The organism is Paraburkholderia sp. BR10954 (assembly GCF_040965775.1).
In the GTDB taxonomy this organism is placed as follows: Bacteria; Pseudomonadota; Gammaproteobacteria; order Burkholderiales; family Burkholderiaceae; genus Paraburkholderia; species Paraburkholderia youngii.
Genome location: NZ_JBFRCK010000024.1, coordinates 1 through 23,136 on the forward strand (window position 1 = coordinate 1; position 23,136 = coordinate 23,136).

Annotated in this window: 19 protein-coding genes and 1 pseudogene; 18 read left to right on the forward strand and 2 right to left on the reverse strand. The window is 64.9% G+C overall.

Features of this window, described 5'->3' with window-relative positions; translation table 11 throughout:
* The 3 genes and pseudogenes from rpoS to rlmD form a co-directional block, all read left to right on the forward strand.
* Positions 1 to 696, forward strand: a pseudogene (rpoS, locus tag AB4Y34_RS27535) (RNA polymerase sigma factor RpoS); the annotation flags it as partial.
* Positions 697 to 700: 4 nt separating this feature from the next.
* The gene (locus tag AB4Y34_RS27540) at positions 701 to 1,477 is read left to right on the forward strand and encodes a 3'-5' exonuclease (protein WP_176377861.1); all 777 of its coding nucleotides are present in this window, start codon (positions 701 to 703) and stop codon (positions 1,475 to 1,477) included.
* 153 nt (positions 1,478 to 1,630) lie between these two features.
* A complete protein-coding gene (rlmD, locus tag AB4Y34_RS27545; protein ID WP_176377860.1) occupies positions 1,631 to 3,061 on the forward strand; it encodes a 23S rRNA (uracil(1939)-C(5))-methyltransferase RlmD in 1,431 nt (476 codons plus the stop codon).
* A 93-nt stretch (positions 3,062 to 3,154) separates the two neighbouring features.
* On the opposite strand, the gene AB4Y34_RS27550 is transcribed toward rlmD, so the two are convergent.
* A complete protein-coding gene (locus AB4Y34_RS27550; protein ID WP_368717809.1) occupies positions 3,155 to 4,015 on the reverse strand; it encodes an outer membrane protein assembly factor BamD in 861 nt (286 codons plus the stop codon).
* A gap of 38 nt (positions 4,016 to 4,053) precedes the next feature.
* Here AB4Y34_RS27550 and AB4Y34_RS27555 point away from each other — a divergent pair, with 38 nt between their 5' ends.
* The 13 genes from AB4Y34_RS27555 to AB4Y34_RS27615 all read left to right on the forward strand — a co-directional run bounded on the left by AB4Y34_RS27555 (position 4,054) and on the right by AB4Y34_RS27615 (position 19,513).
* On the forward strand, positions 4,054 to 5,298 hold the full coding sequence (locus tag AB4Y34_RS27555) for an RluA family pseudouridine synthase (protein WP_368717810.1): 1,245 nt from the start codon (positions 4,054 to 4,056) through the stop codon (positions 5,296 to 5,298).
* A complete protein-coding gene (gene pgeF / locus AB4Y34_RS27560) occupies positions 5,295 to 6,158 on the forward strand; it encodes a peptidoglycan editing factor PgeF (RefSeq protein ID WP_368717811.1) in 864 nt (287 codons plus the stop codon). Before AB4Y34_RS27555 ends, pgeF begins: the two co-directional genes overlap by 4 nt.
* A gap of 599 nt (positions 6,159 to 6,757) precedes the next feature.
* Entirely contained in the window at positions 6,758 to 8,563 is a 1,806-nt protein-coding gene (gene phaC / locus AB4Y34_RS27565; protein WP_368717872.1) for a class I poly(R)-hydroxyalkanoic acid synthase, read from the forward strand.
* 179 nt (positions 8,564 to 8,742) lie between these two features.
* The gene (locus AB4Y34_RS27570; protein WP_176119881.1) at positions 8,743 to 9,924 is read left to right on the forward strand and encodes an acetyl-CoA C-acetyltransferase; all 1,182 of its coding nucleotides are present in this window, start codon (positions 8,743 to 8,745) and stop codon (positions 9,922 to 9,924) included.
* A gap of 232 nt (positions 9,925 to 10,156) precedes the next feature.
* Positions 10,157 to 10,897: a 3-ketoacyl-ACP reductase gene (locus AB4Y34_RS27575; protein ID WP_176108639.1), complete on the forward strand. Its 741-nt coding sequence runs from the start codon at positions 10,157 to 10,159 to the stop codon at positions 10,895 to 10,897.
* A 137-nt stretch (positions 10,898 to 11,034) separates the two neighbouring features.
* Positions 11,035 to 11,652 (forward strand): polyhydroxyalkanoate synthesis repressor PhaR, encoded by a 618-nt coding sequence (gene phaR, locus AB4Y34_RS27580; RefSeq protein WP_176108638.1) that lies wholly within the window; start codon positions 11,035 to 11,037, stop codon positions 11,650 to 11,652.
* Between the two features lie 429 nt (positions 11,653 to 12,081).
* Positions 12,082 to 13,125: a tRNA dihydrouridine synthase gene (locus tag AB4Y34_RS27585; protein WP_368717812.1), complete on the forward strand. Its 1,044-nt coding sequence runs from the start codon at positions 12,082 to 12,084 to the stop codon at positions 13,123 to 13,125.
* Between the two features lie 81 nt (positions 13,126 to 13,206).
* The gene (gene rimO / locus AB4Y34_RS27590) at positions 13,207 to 14,601 is read left to right on the forward strand and encodes a 30S ribosomal protein S12 methylthiotransferase RimO (RefSeq protein WP_368717813.1); all 1,395 of its coding nucleotides are present in this window, start codon (positions 13,207 to 13,209) and stop codon (positions 14,599 to 14,601) included.
* 3 nt (positions 14,602 to 14,604) lie between these two features.
* The gene (locus tag AB4Y34_RS27595) at positions 14,605 to 15,555 is read left to right on the forward strand and encodes a sugar kinase (protein WP_368597390.1); all 951 of its coding nucleotides are present in this window, start codon (positions 14,605 to 14,607) and stop codon (positions 15,553 to 15,555) included.
* Positions 15,556 to 15,640: 85 nt separating this feature from the next.
* Positions 15,641 to 16,825: a beta-ketothiolase BktB gene (gene bktB / locus AB4Y34_RS27600; RefSeq protein ID WP_368717814.1), complete on the forward strand. Its 1,185-nt coding sequence runs from the start codon at positions 15,641 to 15,643 to the stop codon at positions 16,823 to 16,825.
* 63 nt (positions 16,826 to 16,888) lie between these two features.
* The gene (locus AB4Y34_RS27605; RefSeq protein WP_368717815.1) at positions 16,889 to 17,557 is read left to right on the forward strand and encodes a hypothetical protein; all 669 of its coding nucleotides are present in this window, start codon (positions 16,889 to 16,891) and stop codon (positions 17,555 to 17,557) included.
* An 84-nt stretch (positions 17,558 to 17,641) separates the two neighbouring features.
* A complete protein-coding gene (locus AB4Y34_RS27610; protein ID WP_368717816.1) occupies positions 17,642 to 18,826 on the forward strand; it encodes a cystathionine beta-lyase in 1,185 nt (394 codons plus the stop codon).
* 180 nt (positions 18,827 to 19,006) lie between these two features.
* Positions 19,007 to 19,513 (forward strand): hypothetical protein, encoded by a 507-nt coding sequence (locus tag AB4Y34_RS27615; RefSeq protein WP_368717817.1) that lies wholly within the window; start codon positions 19,007 to 19,009, stop codon positions 19,511 to 19,513.
* Between the two features lie 21 nt (positions 19,514 to 19,534).
* On the opposite strand, the gene serB is transcribed toward AB4Y34_RS27615, so the two are convergent.
* On the reverse strand, positions 19,535 to 20,374 hold the full coding sequence (gene serB / locus AB4Y34_RS27620) for a phosphoserine phosphatase SerB (protein WP_368717818.1): 840 nt from the start codon (positions 20,372 to 20,374) through the stop codon (positions 19,535 to 19,537).
* Positions 20,375 to 20,660: 286 nt separating this feature from the next.
* Between serB and AB4Y34_RS27625 the strand changes: the two genes are divergently transcribed.
* Both AB4Y34_RS27625 and AB4Y34_RS27630 read left to right on the forward strand, forming a co-directional pair.
* Positions 20,661 to 21,896 carry a cytochrome P450 gene (locus AB4Y34_RS27625; protein ID WP_368717819.1) on the forward strand — a complete coding sequence of 412 codons (1,236 nt, stop codon included), beginning with the start codon at positions 20,661 to 20,663 and terminating at the stop codon, positions 21,894 to 21,896.
* Positions 21,897 to 22,095: 199 nt separating this feature from the next.
* Positions 22,096 to 23,106, forward strand: coding sequence for a Ku protein (locus tag AB4Y34_RS27630; RefSeq protein ID WP_368717820.1), 1,011 nt, complete (start codon positions 22,096 to 22,098; stop codon positions 23,104 to 23,106).
* Positions 23,107 to 23,136: the final 30 nt, after the last annotated feature.

The following is a 23,136-nucleotide window of genomic DNA, read 5'->3' on the forward strand; positions in this document are numbered from 1 at the left end:
GCCAAGGGTTATCTGAATCGCGGCGTGCCGCTGCTCGATCTTATCGAGGAGGGCAATCTCGGGCTGATGCACGCAATCGAAAAATTCGATCCGACGCGCGGCTTCCGTTTTTCGACTTACGCGACATAGTGGATTCGCCAGAGCATCGAGCGCGCGATCATGAACCAGGCGCGCACCGTGCGCTTACCGGTGCATGTGATTCGTGAGCTCAACCAGGTGTTGCGCGCGAAGCGCCATCTGGAAAAGAACTCGATGAATTCGGGCGAAGCCGCCGAGCGCCGCGACGCGAGCATCGATGACATCGCCTATCTGACCGGCAAGACCACCGACGAAGTCACCGACATCCTCGCGCTGAACGAGCACACCGCGTCGCTCGACGCGCCGCTCGACCTCGATCCGGCGAGCAGCCTGCTCGATTTGCTGTCGGACGACCAGAGCCAGTCGCCAGACGCCGAGGTGCAGCATCGCGAGCTCGAAACGCTGACACGCGCATGGCTCGCGCGTTTGTCGGACAAGCACCGCCATGTAATCGAGCGGCGCTTCGGTCTGAATCATATCGAGCCCGCCACGCTCGAGGAGCTGGCCGACGAAATGGGCCTTACGCGCGAGCGTGTGCGCCAGATCCAACAGGAAGCGCTGGTGCGGCTCAAGCGCTTCTTCGCCTCAAACGGTGTCCGCAAAGACGCCGTTCTCTGACCTGATGACACCGATTCTTGTTTTCGACATCGAGACGATTCCCGATGTCGCCGGCATCCGCCGTCTTGAAGATTTGCCCGCGTCGATGAGCGACGCCGATGTCGCCGAGCACGCGTTCGCCGCGCGCCGGGAAAAAACCGGCAGCGATTTTCTGCCGCATCACCTGCAACGGGTCGCGGCGATTTCCTGCGTGTTCCGCGACAACAACGGTTTTCGCGTGCGCTCGCTCGGCACGCCCGAGGACGGCGAGGCGACGCTCGTGCAGTCGTTCTATCGCGTGATCGAAAAGTACACGCCGCAGCTCGTGTCGTGGAACGGCGGCGGATTCGATCTGCCGGTGCTCAACTATCGCGCGCTCGTCAACGGCATTCCGGCCTACCGGTTCTGGGATCTCGGCGAGGACGACCGCGACTTCAAGTGGAACAACTACATCAGCCGCTACCACGCGCGCCACACCGACCTGATGGACGTGCTCGCGATGTACCAGGCGCGCGCGAACGCGCCGCTCGACGCGCTCGCGAAGATGTGCGGCTTTCCGGGCAAGATGGGCATGGACGGCAGTCAGGTGTGGCAGGCGTTCCAGCAAGGGCGCATCGAGGAAATCCGCAATTACTGCGAGACCGACGTCGTCAATACGTACCTGCTGTATTGCCGCTTCCAGTTGATGCGCGGCGGCTTTTCGCCGTCGGAGTATGCTGACGAGATCAACCTCGTGAAGAATGCGCTGGCGCTGGAAACCGCGCCACAGTGGGGCGAGTATCTGGCGGCGTTCGAGCCGTAACGGCGCGCGAGTAGCGCGTCCGCCGGGGCGCCGCGCCGCAATCCGGGCCGCGATCCACACGCGCTCCGGGCGTGGTCCAGACCACGCCACTGGCAGGCTCGGCGCTTGGTCTACAATCTCGCCTTTCCCCATAGTTTGTCAGGAAGTCCGCAGGTGTCCCGAACTGCCCCCCAACGTCGCTCGCCGCGGCGCTCATCGAAGCATGCGAAGGCGCACGCCCCGGCGCCGGCGCCCGTCATTACCGGCAACGAACCGGTCATCGAAATCGTTTCGCTCGATATGGAAGCGCGCGGCGTGGGCCGCACCGCGAGCGAAGACGGCACGCCAGGTAAGGTCGTGTTCGTCGAAGGCGCACTGCCGGGTGAGCTCGTCAGTTATTCGACGCATCGCAGCAAGCCGAAATTCGAACAGGCCGAAGTCGTCCAGGTGTTCCGCGAAAGCGTGATCCGCACGACGCCGAAATGCACGTACTTCAACATCTGCGGCGGCTGCTCGATGCAGCATCTGGACATGCGCGCGCAAGTGGCGGTCAAGCAGCGCGTGCTCGAGGACAACCTGCAGCATCTGGCGAAGCTGCGCCCCGAAACGGTGTTCCGGCCGATTCACGGGCCGTCCTGGGGTTATCGCTATCGCGCGCGGCTCGCGGTGCGCTATCTGCCGGAGCGCGGCGGCATGCGCATCGGCTTTCATGAGAAGAAGAGCAGCTATATCGCCGATATGAAGACCTGCGAGGTGCTGCCGCCGCATGTGTCGGCGATGCTGATGCCGCTGCGCTTCATGGTCCGCAAGCTGTCGATCTACGACCGTATGCCGCAGCTCGAGCTCGCAGTCGGCTCCTCGGTCACCGCGCTCGTCGTGCGCAACCTCGAACCGCTGACAGCCGCGGACGAGCAGGTGCTGCGCGAGTTCGCGGACGAGCACAAGGTGCAGTTCTGGATCCAGCCGGGTGGTCCCGACACAGTCACGCCGCTTTATCCGCTCGACGTGCAACTCGACTACACGCTGCCGGAATACGGCATCCGCATGCCGTTCAAGCCGACTGATTTCACCCAGGTCAATCACGCGATCAACCGTGTGCTGGTGAGCCGCGCGTTGCGCCTGCTGGCGCCGGCGCGCACGGACCGCGTGCTCGACCTGTTCTGCGGGATCGGCAATTTCACGCTGCCGCTCGCGCGAATTTCGCGGGAAGTGGTCGGCATCGAGGGCAGCGAAGTGCTGACCCAGCGCGCGCTCGCGAACGCGGAGCTGAACGGCGTCGCGGGGCATACGTCGTTCGCCAGCCGCAACCTGTTCGAAGTCACCGCCGACGACCTGCGCGCGCTCGGCCACTTCGACAAGTTCCTGGTCGATCCCCCGCGCGAAGGCGCGCTCGCGATCGCGAAGGCGCTCGCGGAGATCGCGCAGAGCGGCAACGGGCCGCTGCCGAAGCGCATCGTCTACGTGTCGTGCGCGCCGGGCACGCTCGCGCGCGATGCCGGGCTGCTCGTGCATGAAGCCGGCTATCGGCTGGTGGGCGCGGGCGTCGTCAATATGTTCCCGCATACGTCGCACGTGGAATCGATTGCGCTGTTCGAGCGCGATTGAGTTTCGCGGCGCGCACGAACGAAAACGCCACGACCGAGGTCGTGGCGTTTTCGTTTCCAGACGACGGTCAGTGTGCCGTCGGCGCGTGGGGAATCAGAACTGCCACCACGACTTCGCCGTGCCGGGCCGTGCGTGGCCGGTCACGTACGGGCTGTCGGGGAAAGTGCCGGCCAGCACGCGGCGCGTGTCGTCAGCGAGTTGGTGGTTGTTCAGCTTCTCGTACGACAGAATCATGATGTGCAGCGCGTCTTCGATGGCCGGCGCGTTCTTGTACTCGCGCAAGGCGAGCTGCGCGCGGTTGATCGCGGCGACATAGGCGCCGCGGCGGTAGTAGTAGTCCGCCGCGTGGACTTCGTGCGATGCCAGCGCATTCACGATGTAGCGCATGCGCTGCGCAGCGTCCGGCGCGTACTTGCTGTTCGGGAAGCGGTCCACCACGACCTTGAACGCGTCGTACGACTCGCGCAGCGACTTCGGATCGCGCTCGCTCATATCCTGGCCCGAGAAGCGGCCGAACAGACCGAGGTCGTCATTGAAGTGGATCATGCCCTTCAGGTAATACGCGTAGGCGATGTCCGGGTGATCCGGGTGCAACTGGATGAAGCGGTCGATGGCCTGGTCGGCGGCGGCGTTTTCGTTGTCTTTCCAGTTGCAGTACGCGACGTTGATCTGCGCCTGCTGGGCGAAGTGGCCGAACGGGTCGCGGCCCTCGAGAAGCTCGAAATACTTCGCGCACTTGCCCCAGTCACCACCGGTCAGGGCGTCGTTCGCCTCCGTATATAATTTGTTGTTGTTCCACGTTGCCGTTTCGTCGGTCTTCTCCGGCAGGCCGTGGCAAGCCGCAATAGCGACGACGGCCGCGGCGCACGCAACGTATCCGGCCACTTTCCGGGCCGCCTTCTTGATGGCCGCCAAATTGATCGCCGCTTCAGTGATGGTGTTCAAGGCTCGCATTTTCCAGTCTAGCTTTACGTCCAGGTGACCCAGATTCAATGACCCGCTCAAATACTCCAGGCACCGCAGGCGCCGGGAATAGCAACAAAGATTATAGCGTAAGCGCCGACCCGGCCGACGCGTTGGGCGTCGATTCCCTCGATGACGATTTCGCCGGCGACGCGCTCGCCGAAAGCGGTCCGCAAGGCTCCGCGGCCACGGCGGCGCCGGTGCCCGTGCGCGCGGCCGACGAGGCGCCGCGCAGCGTCGTGGTGCCCGACGAACTGGCCGGCGAGCGCCTCGACAAGGTGCTCGCCAAAGTATTCCCGGAGTTCTCGCGCAGCCGTCTGCAAAGCTGGATCGAGGCGCAGCGGGTGCGTGTCGACGGCAAGCCGGCGAAGATTCGCCAGCCGGTGCCGCTCGGTGCCACGATCGAGCTCGTGCCCGATCTGCTGCCCGAGCAGCTCGCCTTCACGCCCGAGCCGGTGCCGCTCGAGATCGTCTACGAGGACGACACGCTGGTCGTCATCAACAAGCCGGCCGGCATGGTCGTGCATCCGGCGGCCGGCAATTGGAGCGGCACCGTGCTGAACGGACTGCTCCACCGCTATGGCGAGGCCGCGGCGGGTCTGCCGCGCGCGGGCATCGTGCATCGGCTCGACAAGGAGACTTCGGGACTGATGGTGGTCGCGCGCACGCTCGAGGCGCAGACCGACCTCGTGCGTCAGTTGCAGGCGCGCACGGTCAAGCGCCGCTACCTCGCGCTCGTGTGGGGCAACATGCCCGACGAAGGCACGATCGACGCGCCGATCGGCCGCGACCCGCGCGAGCGCACGCGCATGGCCGTGGTGACGGGCGCGGCCGGCAAGCCGGCGCGCACGCATTTTCGGCGCGTGGCCGCGGCGATCTGGCAGCGTCAGCCGGTCACGGCGATCCACTGCGATCTGGAGACTGGGCGCACGCATCAGATTCGCGTGCATTGCGCGCATATCGGTCATCCGCTGCTCGGAGACCCCGTCTACGGACGCGCGCGCGGCAAGCGCTCGGTCACGCCGCTGCCGGACGGCTTCGCGCGCCAGGCGCTGCACGCGTGGCGGCTCGGCCTGATCCATCCGAAGACCGGCCGCTCGATGCAATGGCGCGCCGACGTGCCGCCCGACATCGAGGCATTGTCGGCCGCGCTCGGCCTCGGTCGCGACGACGCCGGGGAGTTCGACGACGCGTATGACGAGGACTACGATGCATCGTTCGACGATGGCGCGTACGATGAAGACAGCGACCACGATGAGGACGATCACGCATGAGCGCCAATCTGCCGGAGCTGGGTTTTGCCGATGTCGTGCAGCCCGCATGGAACGTCTCGCCGCGCGTGCGCGCGCTCGTGACCACGCGCGACGGCGGCGTCAGCGACGCGCCGTTCGGCCGCTGGCGCGGCGGCGCCGACCAGCCCGGCGGGCTGAACCTGGGCATGAAGACCGGCGACGATCCGGCCGCGATCGCGAGCAATCGCGCACGGCTCGTCGCGCTGACCGGTGTTCGCGAAACCGCGTGGCTCGAACAGATTCACGGCGCCGGCATCGTGCGCGCCGAGGATGCAGTCGCGCACGCGCGCGAGCATGGCGCGCCGGCGCGCGCCGACGCGAGCGTCACCGATCGCGCGGGCATCGCGTGCGTCGTGATGGTGGCCGATTGCATGCCGGTGCTGGTGTGCGACGAAGCGGGGCGCGCGGTCGGCGCCGCGCATGCCGGCTGGCGCGGACTCGCGGCGGGCATCGTCGAGCAGACCGCCGCGCGGGTCGCGGCGCTGGCGGGCGTGCCGGCCGCCGAGTTGCATGCGTACCTCGGACCGTCGATCGGGCCCAACGCGTTCGAAGTCGGTGCAGACGTCCGTGACGCCTTCATGACTGGTGTCGACGACGCACAACGCGATGCGACCGCGAAGGCGTTCGTCGCGCATCCCTCGAATGCCGGCAAATATCTCGCCAATCTGCCGGCGCTGGCGCGCTTGCGCCTGCAGCGGCTCGGCGTTACGCGTATCAGCGGCGGCGACCTGTGCACGGTCACACTGCGCGAGCGCTTTTATTCGTATCGCCGGGACCGCGAAACCGGCCGTATGGCCGCGTTGATCTGGATCGACGAACAGGCGCAATCAATTGCCGATTAATTCTGGGTAGCGCGCGCATCTCGTCATATTTTTAGAATCGAACGGTGGTTTCATTCTGCGTGAATGCGCACCGGTTCGAGATTCGCGAATGGCACGGCAGGTCCGTCACTGAAGGCCTTCCCTCGGCCTTCAAGCACATTTTTTGTTGCACTGCCGGAAGGATTGCAGATAGCGCGAATCCCCGGCTGCTCTGTGGGCGAGCGCACGGATAAATACGCTTAAGTGCCATGCGCCGTTGGACTTTTTTTGAGTTGCGTGCGGCATGGGACATTTATTCGCAAAAGCGCAATTTGCCATACAGGGAAAACGATAATTAAAAAAATATCGCACCGCGGCAAAATCGGGAGCAAGCATTGACATGCCTTGTGATGGGGAGCAAGAATGTTCCTTCTAAGCTCCTCCTCGTTCATGAGACAGGGTGTGACGAAGTCGCGAGCAATCGCCCCGTGCGCACGAACCTGCCTCTCAACCCGTCCGCAAGGACTTACCGGTCAAAAGCAGGCATGGCAGCATCTCATTCCTCAGCTTCCCCCAGCACGGACTCCTCGAAGGAGCAGACGCAGCAGGCCGGTACGAGCGGTGCATCGTCAGCCGCAGGCATGCAGCAATTTCTCGACGCCTGGATGAACGCCTGGCGTTCGTTCGGCGCCCCGCCCAATGGCGCGGCATTCCAGATGCCTTCAATGCCGCAGATGCCGGACCTCGCGCAGATCACGGCGGGCTTTCCGCAAATCCCGGCATTTCCCGGCATGCCCGACTTCAGCAAGCTGGCCGCCGGCGCTCTGCCGGGGCTGAGCATTCCCACCGCCGCGATTCCGCCCGAGCGTTTGCAGAAGCTGCAAACCGACTATTCGCGCGAGGCGATGGAACTGATCCAGCAGGCCACCACATCGGCGATCAAGGCGCCCGAGCTCAAGGACCGGCGCTTTAGCGCCGACGCCTGGAGCCAGTCGCCGGCCTACGCGTTCACCGCCGCGTGGTATCTGCTGAACGCGCGCTATTTGCAGCAGATGGTCGACGCGCTCGATACCCAGCCGAAAACCCGCGAGCGCATTCGCTTCGCGGTCCAGCAGTGGACTGCGGCGGCCTCGCCGAGCAACTTCTTCGCGCTGAATCCCGAAGCGCAGAAAACGCTGCTCGACAGCAAGGGCGAGAGCCTGCGCCAGGGTGTGATGAACCTGCTCGGCGACATGCAGCGCGGCAAGATTTCCCAAACCGACGAATCGCGTTTCGCGGTCGGCGAGAACCTCGCGAACACCGAAGGCTCGGTCGTGTTCGAGAACGATCTGCTGCAGCTGATCCAGTACAAGCCGCGCACGGCGACCGTGCGCGAGCGGCCGCTCCTGATCGTGCCGCCGTGCATCAACAAGTACTACATCCTCGACCTGCAGCCCGAAAACTCGCTCGTCGCGCACGGGCTCGATTCGGGCCACCAGGTATTCCTGATTTCGTGGCGCAATGCCGATCAGTCGATCGCGCACAAGACGTGGGACGACTACATCGCCGAGGGCGTGCTGACTTCGATCGACACCGTGCGCCAGATCAGCGGCCGCGAGCAGATCAATACGCTCGGCTTCTGCATCGGCGGCACGTTGCTCGCCACCGCGCTCGCGGTGGCCGCGGCGCGCGGCGAACATCCGGCCGCGTCGATGACGCTGCTCACCGCGATGCTCGACTTCTCCGACACGGGCGTGCTCGACGTGTTCGTCGACGAGGCGCACGTGCAGATGCGCGAGCAGACCATCGGCGGCAAGAACGGTGCGCCGCCGGGGCTGATGCGCGGCATCGAATTCGCGAACACGTTCTCGTTCCTGCGTCCGAACGACCTCGTATGGAACTACGTCGTCGACAACTACCTGAAGGGTCGCACGCCGGTGCCATTCGACCTGCTGTACTGGAACAGCGACTCGACCAGTGTGCCGGGGCCGATGTACGTCTGGTATCTGCGCAACACCTATCTCGAGAACAAGCTGCGCGAGCCGGGTGCGCTGAGCAGCTGCGGCGAGCCGATCGATCTGTCGAAGATCGACGTGCCGACCTTCATTTACGGTTCGCGCGAAGACCATATCGTGCCGTGGCAAACCGCGTATGCGTCCGCGCCGCTGCTCACGGGACCGCTGAAGTTCGTGCTCGGCGCGTCGGGTCATATCGCGGGCGTGATCAATCCGCCCGCGAAGAAAAAGCGCAGTTTCTGGAAGCTCGAGAGCGACGCGAAGACGCTGCCCGCAAGCGCGGACGAATGGTTCGAAGCGGCGACGGAAGTGCCCGGCAGCTGGTGGCCCGAATGGACCGACTGGCTCGATCAGTACGGCGGCAAGAAGGTGAAGCCGCGCGCCACGCTGGGCTCCGACGAATTCCCGGTCATCGAGCCGGCGCCGGGCCGCTACGTGCGGCAGCGGGAGTAGGTTTCACGCACGGGCCGACGCGCGCGTCCGAAGTTGCTGCGCAGTCGGCCGGTGCATAGGTGTTTGGCAGGTGAATGAGCGTCTGGTTGATGAAGGCGTGAGAGCAACGCAAGTTGCGACGCAATTTTTAACGTAACGGGCTGCGGCGCAGTTTGCCGGGATGCCCTGAGGATATGGAAATGACTGATGTTGTGATCGTATCGGCCGCTCGTACTGCAGTGGGCAAGTTTGGTGGGTCGCTGGCGAAGGTTGCCGCACCTGAACTCGGAGCGGTCGCGGTGCGCGCCGTACTCGAACGGGCCGGCGTGAAGCCGGAACAGGTGAGCGAAGTTATCCTGGGCCAGGTGCTGACGGCGGGCTCCGGTCAGAACCCCGCGCGTCAGGCGCTGATCAAGGCGGGTTTGCCGTCGGCCGTGCCCGGCATGACGATCAACAAGGTTTGCGGCTCGGGTCTGAAGGCCGTGATGCTCGCGGCGAACGCGATCATCGCCGGCGATGCGGACATCGTCGTCGCAGGCGGCCAGGAAAACATGAGCGCCGCGCCGCACGTGCTGCCGGGTTCGCGCGATGGTTTCCGCATGGGCGACGCGAAGCTGATCGACTCGATGATCGTCGACGGCCTGTGGGACGTCTACAACCAGTACCACATGGGCGTGACGGCTGAGAACGTCGCGAAGGAACACGGCATCACGCGCGAACAGCAGGACGCGTTCGCGGCGCTGTCGCAGAACAAGGCGGAAGCCGCGCAGAAGGCAGGGCGCTTCAACGACGAAATCGTGCCGGTCGAGATTCCGCAACGCAAGGGCGAGCCGCTGCGCTTCACCACCGACGAATTCGTGCGTCACGGCGTGACGGCCGAATCGCTCGCGGGCCTGAAGCCGGCGTTCTCGAAGGAAGGCACGGTCACGGCGGCGAATGCGTCGGGCCTGAACGACGGCGCGGCCGCGGTGCTCGTGATGTCGTTGAAGAAAGCGGAAGCGCTCGGCCTCACGCCGCTCGCGCGCATCAAGGCGTACGCGAACGCGGGTGTCGATCCGAAGGTGATGGGCATGGGCCCGGTGCCGGCTTCGCGCCGCTGCCTCGAGCGCGCGGGCTGGACGCCGGCCGACCTCGACCTGATGGAAATCAACGAAGCGTTTGCCGCACAGGCGCTCGCCGTGCATAAGCAGATGGGCTGGGACACATCGAAGATCAACGTGAACGGCGGCGCGATTGCCATCGGCCACCCGATCGGCGCGTCCGGCTGCCGGATTCTCGTCACGCTGCTGCACGAAATGCAGAAGCGCGATGCGAAGAAGGGTCTGGCCTCGCTGTGTATCGGCGGCGGCATGGGTGTCGCGCTCGCGGTCGAGCGCGTTTAAAGTACGCTGGATACGCCGCGCGCGACCGCGACCGTTCGCGCGCGGCCTTCGCCGGCACAGCCATCTGGCCGCGCCGCACGCCAACTGGCGGTGCAGCGCGCTGCGCTGCAACAGGTGACTCGGGCCGGCAGCGCACGTTGCCAGACGGTCGCCCGGCGGCAACGTGAACCAGCATCAGGCGAGGCACGAGGCCGCCGGCAGGCGCCTCGACAACGATAACGGAGTGTGGTTTATGACACAGCGAATTGCGTACGTAACGGGCGGCATGGGCGGCATCGGCACCAGCATCTGCCAACGTCTGCACAAGGAAGGCTTCAAGGTGATCGCGGGCTGCGGCCCGAATTCGCCGCGCCGTGCAAAGTGGCTCGACGAGCAGAAGGCGCTTGGCTTCGACTTCGTCGCCTCCGAGGGTAACGTCGGCGACTGGGAATCGACCAAGGCCGCGTTCGACAAGGTCAAGGCCGAAGTCGGCGAGATCGACGTGCTGGTCAACAATGCCGGCATCACGCGCGACGTTGTGTTCCGCAAGATGACGCACGAAGACTGGACCGCGGTGATCGACACCAACCTGACGAGCCTGTTCAACGTCACCAAGCAGGTGATCGACGGCATGGTCGAGCGTGGCTTTGGCCGCGTAATCAACATTTCGTCGGTGAACGGCCAGAAGGGCCAGTTCGGCCAAACCAATTATTCGACTGCGAAGGCGGGCATCCACGGCTTTACGATGTCGCTCGCGCAGGAAGTCGCGACCAAGGGCGTGACGGTCAACACCGTGTCGCCGGGCTACATCGGCACCGACATGGTCAAGGCCATCCGCCCGGACGTGCTGGAAAAAATCGTCGCGACGATTCCGGTGCGCCGCCTCGGTCAGCCGGACGAAATCGGCTCGATCGTCGCATGGCTCGCGTCGGACGAATCGGGCTTCGCCACCGGCGCAGATTTTTCGCTGAACGGCGGCTTGCATATGGGCTGAGCCATCGGCGCGCCGGACCGGATGGCGGCGCGCTCCGGCTCAGATGGTTTCCCCGGCGTCCCGGCTGCGCAATCGATTCGATCGCACAGCCCGGACGCCGTTTCCGCGTTTGCTTAACTCGAGCTTAAAGGCGTTACATGACTACTACTACAAAGAAAACGGCCGAACGACTGATCAAGAAATATCCGAATCGTCGGCTCTACGATACGGAGACGAGCACCTACATCACGCTGACTGATGTGAAGCAGCTCGTGCTCGATCAGGAAGATTTCAAGGTGATCGATGCCAAGAGCAACGAGGACCTGACGCGTTCGATCCTGCTGCAGATCATTCTCGAAGAAGAGAGCGGCGGCCTGCCGATGTTCTCATCGTCGATGCTGTCGCAGATCATCCGGTTCTACGGTCATGCGATGCAGGGCATGATGGGCACGTATCTGGAGAAGAACATCCAGGCCTTCATCGACATTCAGGCGAAGCTCGCAGACCAGTCGAAGAATCTCTATGAAGGCAAGGCGATGAACCCCGAGGTCTGGTCGCAGTTCATGAACATGCAGGCGCCGATGATGCAGGGCATGATGACCAGCTATATCGAGCAGTCGAAGAATATGTTCGTGCAAATGCAGGAGCAGATGCAGAACCAGGCGAAGACCATGTTCGCCACGTTCCCGTTCACGCCGGGCGGCGCTGTCAATGCGAACAACGCGAGCAATGCGCCGGCTACGCCACAGGGCAATCCGGAGCCGGAGAAGAAGTGAACGAGTGAATGGCGGCGAGGTCCGCTCGGGTCGACGAGGGCTTCGGGGTAGCCCGCGGACGCGAAGCCGACCTTCATGGCTGCAACGGGATCGCGCGACCTGGCTGAGCCAGCTCCTGGCCGTCGGCGTAGCGTTGGCATCCAGCCGCTCCGTTGCCAATCTCCCAGATGGCTCGCACGATCGCGCAGCCACCGACGCGCTACAATACCGGCCCGCGCGTGGGGACGCTTTTCCGTCGGAACCGGATTCAGGCCGCGGTTCAAGGTCCGTTGCGTCCCGCTGCCGGCACATCGCTGCTAGCGCCGTTATCGTTTTCCTTCCGCTGGACCCGCCTTATGTTTCAGACCGTCTCCCTGATCGCGTCCGTGTCTTCCGTTGTGAAGGCCGCACGGATCGTTCTTCGCTGATCCGCCGTTCACCCACATCCTCATGAGCCGGCTGTTTCTCGCCCCAATGGAAGGGCTTGCGGACTACGTGCTGCGCGACGTGCTGACGAGCGCGGGCACTTTCGACGGCTGCGTGTCCGAGTTCATCCGCATCACGGGCTCGATGCTGCCGACGCGCGTCTATGAGCGCGAGGCGCCCGAGATCCTGCACGCGAGCGTGACCGCCAGCGGCACGCCGATGGTGATTCAACTGCTCGGCAGCGATCCCGAGTGGATGGCGCGCAACGCCGCGTACGCGGCCACGCTGTCGCCGTACGGTATCGACCTGAACTTCGGCTGTCCCGCTAAAGTGGTCAATCAGCATGGCGGCGGCGCGATGCTGCTCGCTAACCCGAAGCTGCTGAACCAGATCGTCGCGGCCGTGCGCGCCGCGGTGCCGGCCGATATCGCGGTGACCGCGAAAATGCGCCTCGGCGTGTCCGACACGTCGCGGGCGATCGAATGCGCGCAGGCGCTCGTGGACGGCGGCGCGGCCTCGCTCGTCGTGCATGCGCGCACGCGCGACGACCGCTACCGGCCGCCCGCGCACTGGGAGTGGGTCGCGCATATCGACGACGCCGTCGATGTGCCCGTCATCGCGAACGGCGAGGTCTGGACAGTCGCGGACTGGCAGCGCTGCCGCTCGGTCAGCGGCTGCACGGACGTGATGATTGGCCGCGGCGCCGTGTCGGACCCATTCCTCGCGCAGCGAATCCGCGGGCTCATGGACCCGTGTGCGTCGGCCGACGAATGGCCGCAGGTGCTGGGTTCGATCGTCGGCTACCTGAACAAGCTGCGGGCGCACGGCTCGCTGACCCATGAGCACGGCCGCGTCAAGCAGTGGCTCAGCTACTTGCAGCGGACCTGGCCGCAAGCGGCCGAACTGCATGCGGCGATTCGGCGAGTGCAGGACTCTGACGAAATTCTTACGGTGATCGGCCAGGCGCTGGCGGCCGCAGGCGCGTCGGCGCCAACGCGTGAGTACGTTTTCAGCGACGAAAATAGCGAGCTGAATCAACCCGAACCGGCTGAACCCATCCCCGTTTGAAGACTAGAATTCAAAGACTTACGAGCGGTGGCGGTGGCGAACCGCTACAATTCAGGGTTTAACGTCTTCAAGCGGTTCCCCATGTCTTCCACCCCCTCGAACGCTCCGGCCGCGCCGGGCGCCACGCCGAAAGTCGGCTTCGTTTCCCTCGGCTGCCCCAAGGCCCTCGTCGATTCCGAGCAGATCATCACCCAGCTGCGTGCCGAAGGCTACGAAATCTCCGGCACCTATGACGGCGCGGACCTCGTGGTCGTCAACACCTGCGGCTTCATCGACGAAGCCGTGCAGGAAAGCCTCGACGCGATCGGCGAAGCGCTCAACGAAAACGGCAAGGTGATCGTCACCGGCTGCCTCGGCGCAAAGAAGAGCGCGAGCGGTTCTGGTCTGATCGAGGAAGTGCATCCGAAGGTGCTCGCGGTGACCGGCCCGCACGCGGTCGGCGAGGTGATGCAGGCGGTGCACAGCCATCTGCCGAAGCCGCACGATCCGTTCGTCGACCTGGTGCCTGCCGCGGGCGTCAAGCTCACGCCGCGCCATTACGCGTACCTGAAGATTTCCGAAGGCTGCAATCATCGCTGCACGTTCTGCATCATCCCGTCGATGCGCGGCGATCTGGTATCGCGCCCGGTCGCCGAGGTGATGCTCGAAGCCGAGAACCTGTTCAAGTCCGGCGTGAAGGAACTGCTCGTGATTTCGCAGGACACGAGCGCCTACGGCGTCGATGTCAAATACCGCACCGGTTTCTGGAACGGCAAGCCGATCAAGACGCGCATGACGGATCTGGTCGCCGCGCTCGGCGAACTCGCCGCGCAATACGGCGCGTGGGTGCGCCTGCATTACGTGTATCCGTATCCGAGTGTCGACGAAGTGATTCCGATGATGGCCGCGGGTCCGTTCAAGGGCCATGTGCTGCCGTATCTCGACGTGCCGTTCCAGCACGCGCATCCGGAAGTGCTCAAGCGCATGAAGCGCCCGGCCAACGCCGAGAAGGTGATGGAGCGCGTGAAGGCCTGGCGCGAGATCTGCCCGGATCTGACGATCCGCAGCACGTTCATCGCCGGCTTCCCGGGCGAGACCGAAGAGCAGTTCGAAACGCTGCTCGATTTCATCCGCGAGGCGGAGCTCGATCGCGTCGGCTGCTTTGCATATTCGCCGGTCGAAGGCGCGAGCGCGAACGAACTCGACGGCGCGCTGCCCGACGAAGTGCGTGAAGAACGTCGCGCGCGCTTCATGGAAGTGGCCGAGCAGGTGTCGGCGAAGCGCATCGCGAAGAAGGTCGGCAAGACGCTGAAGGTGCTGGTCGACGAAATCAACGCAGACGGCGGCATCGGCCGCACCGCGGCGGACGCGCCGGAGATCGACGGCGTCGTCTATATCGCGCCGTCCAGCAAGGCATCGAAGCGCTACAAGGTCGGCGATTTCGTGTCCGTGAAGATCACCGGCGCGGACGGCCACGATTTGTGGGGTGAGGTCTAAGCGATGGCGCTCGGCGCGGCCGCACGGCCTGAAGCTCAAACACCGGACATCCTCGCGCTCGGCGAGGCGATGATCGAATTCAACCAGTCGGCGAAGGATCAGCCGAACTACCTGCAAGGCTTCGGCGGCGACACGTCGAACTTCTGCATCGCGGCCGCGCGCCAAGGTGCGAGGACCGGCTTCGTATCGGCGGTCGGCGCCGATCATTTCGGACGCCTGCTGGTCGATCTGTGGGAGCGCGAACAGGTCGACACGTCGTTCGTGCGCATCGATGCGCAAGCGTCGACCGGCGTCTATTTCGTGTCTCACGGCCCCAACGGCCACGCGTTCGACTATCTGCGCGCGGGCTCGGCGGCGAGCCGCTATGCGCCCGCCGATCTGCCGCGCGACGCGCTCGCGGCGGCGAAGGTCGTTCATCTGTCCGGCATCAGTCTCGCGATCAGCGTCAGCGCTTGCGATGCCGCGCTCGAAGCGATCGCGCATGCGCGCGCGAATGGCGTGCGCGTGAGCTTCGATACCAATCTGCGTCTGAAGCTGTGGCCGCTCGCGCGGGCGCGTGCGGTGATGCTCGAGGCGATCCGCCAGACCGACATCTGCTTGCCGAGCTGGGACGACGTCACCGAACTAACGGGGCTGACCGGCCGCGACGAGATCGTCGATTTTCTGCTGTCGCACGGGCCGAGCGTGGTCGCGCTGAAGCTCGGCAAGGACGGCTCATATATCGCGACGCCTAACGAGCGACGCGTCGTGCCGGGTCACGTCGTCGATGCGGTCGATGCGACCGGCGCCGGCGACTGCTTCGGCGGCGCATTCATCGCGCGCATCGTTGCGGGCGACGATCCATTTGCGGCGGCACGCTACGCGAACGTCGCCGCCGCGCTGTCGACGAAAGGTTATGGCGCGGTCGCGCCGATCCCGTCGCGCGAGACCGTCGAGCGGCTGCTGGCGGGCTAGATATTACGTAAGCCACGCGCGGCGCAGCATGGCCCGCGTTGGCGCAATCATCCAGGCGAACTGGAGACAACAGGAGGGGCAAGCGATGCAACGGGACGTAGTGGTGGTAAGCGGTGTGCGCACGGCAATCGGCACGTTCGGCGGTAGCCTGAAGGATTTCGCCCCGACCGATCTCGGCGCGCGCGTCGTGCGCGAAGTGCTCGAGCGCGCGAGCGTGTCGGGCGATGAAGTCGGGCACGTGGTGTTCGGCAACGTCGTGCACACCGAGCCGAAAGACATGTATCTCGCGCGCGTCGCGGCGCTCAACGGCGGGGTCGCGCAGCATACCCCCGCGCTGACGGTGAACCGGCTGTGCGGCTCGGGCTTGCAGGCCATCGTGTCGGCCGCGCAAAGCGTGCTGCTCGGCGACGCCGATATCGCGATCGGCGGCGGCGCTGAAAACATGAGCCGCGCGCCGTACTCGATGCCGGCCGCGCGCTTCGGTCAGCGCATGGGCGATGCGCGTCTGGTCGACATGATGGTCGGCGCGCTCAACGATCCGTTCCAGTCGATCCATATGGGCGTGACCGCCGAGAACGTCGCGCGCAAGTACGACATCTCGCGCGACGCGCAGGACGCGCTCGCGCTCGAGTCGCACCGTCGCGCGGCTCACGCGATCACGAGCGGCTACTTCAAGGAACAGATTCTGCCGATCACGCTCGCGTCGAAGAAGGGCGACGTCGTATTCGACACCGACGAGCACGCGCGGCTGAACGCAACCGCCGACGATTTCGCGAAGCTGAAGCCGGTGTTCGTGAAGGACAACGGCACGGTGACGGCGGGCAACGCGTCGGGCATCAACGACGCGGCCGCGGCCGTCGTGCTGATGGAGCGCAGCGTCGCCGAGCGGCGCGGCGTGAAGCCGTTGGCGCGGCTCGTGTCGTACGCGCATGCGGGCGTCGATCCGGCGTATATGGGCATCGGGCCGGTGCCAGCGAGCCGCAAGGCGCTCGAGCGGGCGGGTCTGACAGTCGCCGATCTGGACGTGATCGAGGCCAACGAGGCCTTCGCCGCGCAGGCCTGTGCGGTCAGCAAGGAGCTCGGTTTCGATCCGGCCAAGGTCAATCCGAATGGCTCGGGCATTTCGCTCGGCCATCCGATTGGCGCGACCGGCGCGCTGATCACCGTGAAGGCGCTGTACGAGCTGCAGCGCATCGGCGGGCGTTATGCGCTCGTCACGATGTGCATCGGCGGCGGCCAGGGGATCGCGGCGGTTTTCGAGCGTCTGTGACCACGCATGGCAGGCCGGCCCGGCATAGGTAGCAAGCAGGAACCAGCAACAAGGATCGACAGGATGTGGGACGCGAAAGTGACGAAGGGTTCGGTAACGCACACGTTGCGTCGGCGCGCCGGCGCGGTGGCAAGCGCCGCCGCGCTGCTGTGTGCCGGCACGGTGCTGTGGATGCCGTCGCAGGCGTGGGCGGAAAGCGATGCAGTCAAGGAGCTGGCCGCGCCGCCGCCGATCCAGCTGCCGCTGAAACCGAGCCCCGAGTTCGCGAAGTTTCCGCGCTACGCGGGCACGCTCGGCGCGCGGCCGATCGTGCTGCGGCTCGGGCCCAAGACCGACGATCCTTCCGGCGTGCACGGCGAGTATCAGTACACCGATAACGGCGAAGTGATCCTGATCGCCGGCGATCGCGTCGGCGATACGCTCGAAGTCGAAGAATCGAACGACGGCACGCATATCACCGGCAACTGGGTCGGCAAGTTCGCGGCGGACGGCTCGCTCGAGGGCGACCGCATGAACGTCGACGATTCGAACCCTCAGGAATTCAACCTGAAGCCTCTTGCGGCGGGGCAGGCGGCACCTGCGGCCGCTTCGGCCGGCGCGGCGGCCGCCAAGGCGGCTACCCCCACTCCGCAGCCGGCTGGCGCGAACGGCGCAGTGGCGGCTCCCGCGCCGGCATCCGCTGCCGGCGGGCACCCGGTGGGCGGCGTCAGCAACCTGCAAACCGGCGACTGATGCGTACGCACGCCGGGCATCTTGAGTCGCGCGGCGCGGCGCTTGCTCCAAGCCCGCTTCCCTGTGTATTTCATCGAACTCCATATGACTGAATCCAAACTCAAACACCGCCTGCAGACCCGCATCGTGCGTGCCGAGGACGACATCACGCCGGGCTTCGAATCGTTCTCGACGCCGGTCACGCGGGCGTCGACGGTGGTGTTTCCCGATCTCGCCGCGATGCGCGCGCTCGACTGGAAAAACGACGCGCAATGGCGCTACGGCCTGCATGCGACGCCGACGCAGATCGCGCTCGCGCAGCGCCTCGCCGCGATCGAGGGCGGCAAGCATGCGCTGCTGCAGCCGTCGGGGCTGTCGTCGATCTCGAACGTCTACTTCGGCCTCGTGAAGTCCGGCGACGACGTGCTGATCCCCGATAACGTCTATTCGCCGAACCGCGACCACGGCGACTGGCTCGCGCGCGATTTCGGCATCACGGCGCGCTACTACGATCCGCTGATCGGTGCGGACATTGCCAGGCTGATCCAGCCGAACACGCGCCTGATCTGGATCGAAGCGCCCGGTTCGGTGACGATGGAAGTGCCGGACGTGCCGGCCATCACGGCGGCGGCGCGCGCGCGCAACGTCTTCACCGCGATCGACAACACGTGGTCCGCCGGCCTCGCGTTCCGGCCGTTCGACCACGGCGTCGACATCTCGGTGCAGGCGCTGACCAAGTACCAGTCGGGCGGCGGCGACGTGCTGATGGGCGCAACGATCACGGTCGACCGCGACGTGCATGTGAAGCTGAAAGCGGCGCGCATGCGCATGGGCATCGGGGTGTCCTCGGACGACTGCTCGCTGATCCTGCGCAGCCTGCCGAGCATGCAACTGCGTTTCGCGCAGCACGATCGCGCGGCGCTGTCGCTCGCGGCTTGGTTGAAGAGCCGGCCGGAAATCGTCGCGGTGCTGCATCCGGCGCTGGCCGACTGTCCGGGGCACGAAGTGTACAAGCGTGATTTCACCGGCGCGGGCGGCCTGTTCTCGGTCGTGTTCGACGAGCGATACAGCGCGGCGCAGATCGACACGTTCTGCGAATCGCTCGAACTGTTTTCGCTCGGCTGGAGCTGGGGCGGCGCGCATAGCCTCGCGATGCCGTACGACATCGCGTCGATGCGCACGGCGGCACAGTGGCCGCACCGCGGCACGCTGGTGCGTTTCTATATCGGTCTCGAAGACGAGGCTGATCTGCGCGCGGATATCGAGCAGAGCCTGGCTAAGCTGGCTTAATACGCGTTAGCCCTGTTCGATACGTCGTGCGAGAAGCCCGCCGGGATGTGTTCCGGCGGGCTTTTTGTTGCGCTGAGTATCGAACCGACCTGACCGTTTGGCCGAATGTTCGATACGGTTGCGCGACGCTACGATCGTGTGCTTGCCGAATAACGTTGCCGCGCTCGGGGAGGGGCTTCGATGAATCTTTTCTTCTGGGTGTTGCTGAATCTCGCGGTGCCGATTGCCGGGCCGATTTTTACGCTTGCGCTCGTTGCGCCCGCGTATGGCTGGCGCGTTGCGAGGACGATGATTGCGGCGTCAGTGAAAGACGGGCAATTGTTCTGGTGTGCGATCGGACTGTGTGCCGCCGATGGTTGGCGCGCTATCACGTGGGGCGATAAGCTTGTCGATTTTCACGATCTGCCTGGCGGCGTTTCTATTCGCGGCCCTACACATTTACCTCAATTAGATTTATGGGAGAGTGCAGAGCTTATACTTGCTCCGTCTCGTGGAGGAGCTTATGAAACAATTTATTCTGTCGCTGGAAATAGGCAAAAATCACGACCGCATCATAAAGGGCGTGTTGATCTTCAACCTCCTGATTTCCATCGGCATGTGCGCCCTGTTCCTGCCGGCCATTTTCAACAGATAACAACACAGTTCGCGCATTTCGTTATCGCGTCGGTCGTTGTGCCGACGCGATAACGAACCCCTCGAGCAACAGCCTCAGAACAACCGCAGCAACCCGTCCAGTCCAACGAAATTGAACGACACGCTGGCTGCTTCGCGCACCACCGGCTTCGCGCGGAAGGCAACGGAAAGTCCGGCTTCGGCCATCATTTTCAGATCGTTCGAGCCGTCACCCATCGCAATGGCGCGCGAAGGCTCGATGCCGAGCGTCGCGCAGGCTTCGCGCAGCGTGCGCGCTTTCACGTCCGCGTTGACGATCTCACCAATCACGTTGCCGGTCAGCTTGCCGTCGACAATTTCAAGCGTGTTCGCACGCGTGAAATCGAGGCCGAGGCGCGCCTTCAGCTTCGCGGTGAAGAACGTGAAACCGCCCGACACGAGCAGCGTTTTCAGGCCCGCCTGTTTCGCGCCGCCCAGCATGCGCTCGGCGCCCGGCGACAACTGCAACCGCTCTTCGTACACGCGCTCGAGCGCGCTGGCGTCGAGCCCCTTCAGCAGCGCGACGCGGCGCGTCAGGCTTTCGTTGAAGTCCTTGATCTCGCCGCGCATCGCAGCCTCGGTGATCGCCGCGACTTCGGCTTTGAGCCCGCAGAAATCGGCGATTTCATCGATACACTCGATCGTGATCAGCGTCGAATCCATGTCCATCGCGACGAGCCCGAAGTCGCGCAACTGGAGGCCGGCTTCGACAAACGCGTAGTCGAGTTGATGCGTATAGCAATACGCCTCGACGTCGGCGCGTTGCGCGAGGTTTGCGTCGGCGATGCGAATCGCGTTCTCGTCGATGACGGTGGCGTGCGAGCCGCGCGCGAGCGCGACGAGTGTTTTGTGATGATCGGCGGAAAGGGGGGCGACGCTTTGAATGACGAGGTTCATGGACGACCAGTGACGCGGGAAGAAAGAGGCGCGTGGCGCGCGGAAAATCCCGCTATTGTATCGGTTCCGTGCGTCGCGCCGTCGCGGGCGGCTGTAGCGGGCGGGTTTGCCGAGCGCTGTGGCAGTGCACGGTTCATACTGACGCATCGAATCGTGTGGCGCGCTCGTCGTCAGGTTGGTAGAAGTCGGCGTTTCGCGTATCGCCGTAACGGAACGGACCGAACAAATACGGTCACACGAACCCGCCACATCACAAGCGCAACAAGACGCCCCACGGAGACAACGCATGACCCCGGCAACCGCCAGCGACGCTTCCTCCCTTGCCCGCGACTTCGATCTGCGTCATCTGAGCCCCGCGTTCTACGCCGATCCCTATCCGGTCTATCACGCACTGCGCACCTATGACCCGATCCGGCGCATGCCCGACGGCTCGCTGTTCCTGACGCGCTTTCGCGACGTGCAGGCGGTCTACCGCGACCCGAAGACCTTCAGTTCCGACAAGACCGTCGAGTTCCGCCCGAAATACGGCGACTCACCGCTCTACGCGCATCACACCACGAGCCTCGTGTTCAACGATCCGCCGCGCCATACGCGTGTGCGCAAGCTGATCGCCGGCGCGCTGACCGCGCGCGCGATCGCGGCGATGGAGCCCGCGTTGATCCGGCTCGTCGACGGCCTGCTCGACGCGGCCGCGCAGCGCCGACGGATCGATCTGATCGGCGAGTTCGCGGCGGCGATCCCGGTCGAGGTCATCGGTAATCTGCTCGACGTGCCGCACGAGGAGCGCGCACCGCTGCGCGACTGGTCGCTGGCGATACTCGGCGCGCTCGAGCCGTCGCTGACCGACGCGCAGTTCGAGCGCGGCAATCGCGCCGTCAGCGAATTCGTCGACTATCTGCGCGGCCTCGTCGCACGACGCCGCCGCGAGCCGGGCGATCCGCAGCACGACGTGCTGACACGGCTGATTCAAGGCGAGGGCCCGGACGAGCAGCTATCGGAAGCCGAGCTGCTGCAGAACTGCATTTTCATCCTGAACGCGGGGCACGAAACGACCACCAACCTGATCGGCAACGGGCTCGTCACGCTGAGCCAATGGCCCGACGAGCGTGCCGCGCTGCTGCGCGAGCCGGAGTCGATCGGCACCGCGGTCGAGGAGTGTTTGCGCTTCGAGAGTTCGAACCAGCTCGGTAACCGCATGACCACCGTCGATACCGAGATCGGCGGCGTCGCGGTTGCACGCGGCACGCCGGTCACGTTGTGCATCGGTGCGGCCAATCGCGATCCAGAGCAGTTTGCCGAGCCGGAGCGCTTCGATATCCGCCGCGATCCGAACCGGCATCTCGCGTTCGGTTTCGGGATTCATCAATGCGCGGGCCTGTCGCTGGCGCGGCTGGAGGCGCGGATTGCAATTGGGCGCTTCGTGCGGCGCTTCCCGGCGTATCACGTCGATGGCGAGCCGACGCGGGGCGGGCGCGTGCGGTTTCGCGGGTTTGCGTCCGTGCCGGTCCTGCTCGATCCTTGATGCACCCCCTGATAGCGCGCGCACTAAGACAGCCGTAGCTTTTGCCGCTTCGTCGCAAGACTTACAGCCTTATGACAGCACGCCGCCGAGCGGACCGGCTCATCCTTTAGGCGTGGCAGCAGCGCAAAACCCACCAAAACTCGGGCACGCTTGCTGCTTCGCCTGATATCTCGGGGCCATGGGACAGGGGGAGCGCGCGATGGCACATATGATCTGGAAGGGCGCAATCAGTTTCGGGCTGGTGCACGTACCGGTGCAGCTCTATCCGGCGACACAGTCGGAGAAGGTCGGTTTCAATCTGCTCGACAAGCGCACGATCGACCCGATCGGCTACAAGCAGATCAACAAGCGCACTGGCAAGGACGTGACCCGCGAGAACATCGTGCGCGGCTTCGAATACGAGAGGGATCACTACGTCGTACTGTCGGACGACGAGATCCGCTCGGCGAATCCCGAGTCGACGCAAACGGTCGACATCCTCGCGTTCGTCGACGCGGCCGACATCTCGTTTCTCTATCTCGACACGCCGTATTACCTGACGCCCGACCGCAAGGGGGAAAAAGTCTATGCGTTGTTGCGCGAGGCGATGACGGCCTCGGGCAAGATCGGCGTCGCGAGCGTCGTGCTGCACAACAAGCAGCATCTGGCCGCGCTGATTCCGCTCGGTCCGATGCTCGCGCTGAACACGCTGCGCTGGGCCGACGAGGTGCGCGGTCTGGACGAATTCAAGGTGCCGCCCGAAGGCATGAAGGCCGCCGGCGTGTCGGCCAAAGAACTCGACATGGCGAAAAAGCTGATCGACGACATGAGCGAGACGTGGGACCCGATGCAGTATCACGATACGTTTCGCGACGACATCATGGCGCTCGTCGAGCGCAAGATCCAGGCGGGCAAGACCGAGGAGGTCACCGAGGTGGAAACGCCGCACGAGCCGCGCAAGTCCGCCGACATTCTCGACCTGTCCGATCTGCTCAAACGCAGCCTCGGCCGCGGCAAGGGCAAGCAGGCGGCCACCGGCCGCAAGCGCACCGCCGGCGAGGACGAGGATCAGGCCGATAGCGAAGCCGGGTCCGATGAAGAGGCGGCCGCGCCCGCGCGCAAGAAGGCTCGCGCAACAAGCACCGCGCGCAGTCGCAGCGGTAGCGGCAGCAGCGCCCGCGCCGCATCGAAAACCACCGCAACGTCGCGCAAACGGCGCGCGGCGGCCTGAACGCGCGGCCGCCGCGCCGCTCGCGCTTAA